This is a genomic window from Xenorhabdus japonica (assembly GCF_900115195.1).
Taxonomy (GTDB): Bacteria; Pseudomonadota; Gammaproteobacteria; order Enterobacterales; family Enterobacteriaceae; genus Xenorhabdus; species Xenorhabdus japonica.
Window position 1 is genome coordinate 1 of sequence record NZ_FOVO01000074.1, and the last position, 2,718, is coordinate 2,718.

A 2,718-nucleotide genomic window follows, 5' to 3' on the forward strand; every position below is an offset into this window, starting at 1 on the left:
GAAAGACTATGGGAAGGCTGGTTCCTGCTACAAACGCTTATTGATGGGTATTTACTGGCTAAATCGGTTGATGTGGAGATGTGACTAAGAGACAGCTTTAGGCCGGGGAGAATGTCAAAGGGTAATCTAACTATATTAGTATGTTAATTTATGTCAATCAGTAGAAAATCCGTATAATAGAATTATGCAAAAAATTACCTTATTCATGTACATTCTGGCTCTGTTTATTTTTGCTCAACCGGCAAACGCGCTGTCTGAAAATGAAGCAGAAGAGCTTGCAGATCTAGAGGCAGTCTTTATTTATCTAAAATTTGACTGTGGCTATAGTCAAATCCCGAAGAGTCAAATTCAGCACGCCATTTTCTATTTTGCCCAACGTCAAAAATGGGATCTCAGTAACTATGACACTCAGTTAATGCTGGAGCTAAAGAGATTAGGATACAACGACTTGAAGGGAATCAGCCTGCCTCATGAGACTAAATGCCACTCTTTTGCACGGAACTCCCTCGGTTTACTCTCCTATGTAAAATAACTCCTTTGGATACTTCTACAGGTTAATTTCATGTTGAAACTAAGTGACAACTACGTGAATAGTTGGTTACTATGTGCTCTATCTATATGCACCTAATGCCTATGAATATCACAGTGGAGGAATGCCAGAAGATGTCACAAAAAGAAATTTGGTATGAAACGTTACATTCTAATTTCGGTCAGTATTTCGCCGTTGAAAGCGTGCTCTATCACGATAAAACTGAGCATCAAAATCTAATCATTTTCGAAAATGCAGAACTAGGTCGCATCATGGCACTTGATGGTGTAGTGCAAACTACAGAGCGTGATGAATTTATCTATCATGAAATGATGGCTCATGTGCCACTATTTGCCCACGGTCAAGCCAAAAAAGTATTGATCATTGGCGGTGGTGATGGTGGGATGCTACGTGAAGTTTGCCGCCATAACTATCTCGACAATATCACAATGGTAGAAATTGATGCTGATGTCGTCGAATTCTGCCGCCAGTATTTGCCAAACCATAGCGCTGGAGCTTATGACGATCTCCGTTTCAACCTAGTGATTGACGACGGCGTTAATTTTGTCAAAACCACATCTGAAAAATTTGATGTCATCATTTCTGATTGTACCGACCCCGCAGGGCTAGGTGAAAGCCTGTTTACCTCTGAATTTTATGCAGGCTGCGCTCGTTGCCTGAGCGACGGAGGTATTTTTGTAGCCCAAAACGGTGTTTGTTTCCTGCAACAAGATGAAGCTATTAATAGCCATAAGAAGTTAACTCATTATTTTGCTGACAGCAGTTTTTACCAAGCCGCCATTCCAACCTATTACGGTGGAATCATGACGTTTGTATGGGCAACACAGAATATCGCCTTACGTCAGGTGCCTCTGACAATACTACAACAACGTTTTGAAGATGCAGGCATAACCTGCCGTTACTACACACCAGCTGTACATGCAGGAAGTTTTGCACTACCGCAATACTTACTGAATGCGCTATCTGGAAACCCATAATCACCCATCATCCGGGAGGTGAGTTAAATTGCGCAAACTGAAATTGCACGGCTTTAATAATCTAACAAAAAGCTTGAGTTTTTGTATTTACGACATCTGTTATGCAAAAACGAATGCCGATCGCGACAGTTATATCGCGTACATTGATGAACAGTATAATGCAACCCGCCTAACTGAAATACTCAGTGAAACCTGTTCAATCATTGGTGCAAACATTCTTAATATTGCCCGCCAAGACTATGATCCACAAGGTGCGAGCGTTACCATTCTGATTAGTGAAGAGCCTATTGATCCCAACCTTGTGGACAATACGGAAAACCCTGGCCCACTCCCCGATTCTGTCATTGCCCACTTGGACAAGAGCCATATCTGTGTGCATACCTATCCGGAAAGCCATCCAGATGGTGGTATATGTACTTTCAGAGCAGATATTGAAGTGTCAACCTGCGGTGTTATTTCTCCCCTTAAGGCGCTGAATTATCTGATACATGAATTGGAATCTGATATTGTGACGATGGATTATCGTGTTCGTGGTTTTACTCGGGATATTAATGGCGTAAAACACTATATCGATCATGAAATTAATTCTATCCAAAATTATGTGACAGAAGAAATCCAATCTCAGTACTATATGATTGATGTAAATATTTTTCAGGAAAATCTTTTCCATACCAAAATGATGTTGAAAGAATTTGATCTGAATGAATATTTATTCAATACCACAGCTGAAGAACTGCGTGAAACGGAAAAGAAAGAAATAACCCATTTACTTAAAAAAGAGATACAGGAAATCTATTACGGCCGAAATTTACCCGACCTATAGAAATTCGCACTCGACCTGATCTATTTGACTGGAAGAATATAATATAACCTTTATCTTTATGCTTCAATTAAGTAACTTACTAAAAAGCATATTTATTGATCTTAAAAATAATGGATAATAAAAATAGGATTTATCATTCTGATATAGAAATATTAAAACGATAACCCAAAAAACAATAATTAAAAATAATTTAAATAAATATAGTTTAGTCGTTTTACAATTAAATTTGTTATCTAACTAAGTGCTCAAGAAAAATTAATTACAAATTGTTCGCCATAACCGTCCAATAGCGTATTTAGCTCATCCTCCATTGTGTCCTGAGTCCAGGTGATAAAACGTCGCCAGTGATATTTGGCTTGTTTCCAAAC

At 38.7% G+C, this 2,718-nt stretch carries 3 protein-coding genes; all 3 read left to right on the forward strand.

All coding sequences use genetic code 11. The features are described from left to right. The first annotated feature begins 184 nt into the window (after positions 1-184). The 3 genes from BM135_RS16255 to speD all read left to right on the forward strand — a co-directional run bounded on the left by BM135_RS16255 (position 185) and on the right by speD (position 2,350). Entirely contained in the window at positions 185-532 is a 348-nt protein-coding gene (locus tag BM135_RS16255) for a YacC family pilotin-like protein (RefSeq protein ID WP_092521557.1), read from the forward strand. Between the two features lie 131 nt (positions 533-663). Beyond that, entirely contained in the window at positions 664-1,527 is an 864-nt protein-coding gene (speE, locus tag BM135_RS16260) for a polyamine aminopropyltransferase (protein WP_092521564.1), read from the forward strand. Between the two features lie 28 nt (positions 1,528-1,555). Next, positions 1,556-2,350 carry an adenosylmethionine decarboxylase gene (speD, locus tag BM135_RS16265; protein ID WP_092521566.1) on the forward strand — a complete coding sequence of 265 codons (795 nt, stop codon included), beginning with the start codon at positions 1,556-1,558 and terminating at the stop codon, positions 2,348-2,350. Positions 2,351-2,718: the final 368 nt, after the last annotated feature.

What these genes read in the sequence shown, in the direction of transcription:
- BM135_RS16255 (WP_092521557.1), top strand. Translation starts at nt 185, where the DNA reads ATGCAAAAAATTACCTTATTCATGTACATTCTGGCTCTGTTTATTTTT.
- speE (WP_092521564.1), top strand. Translation starts at nt 664, where the DNA reads ATGTCACAAAAAGAAATTTGGTATGAAACGTTACATTCTAATTTCGGT.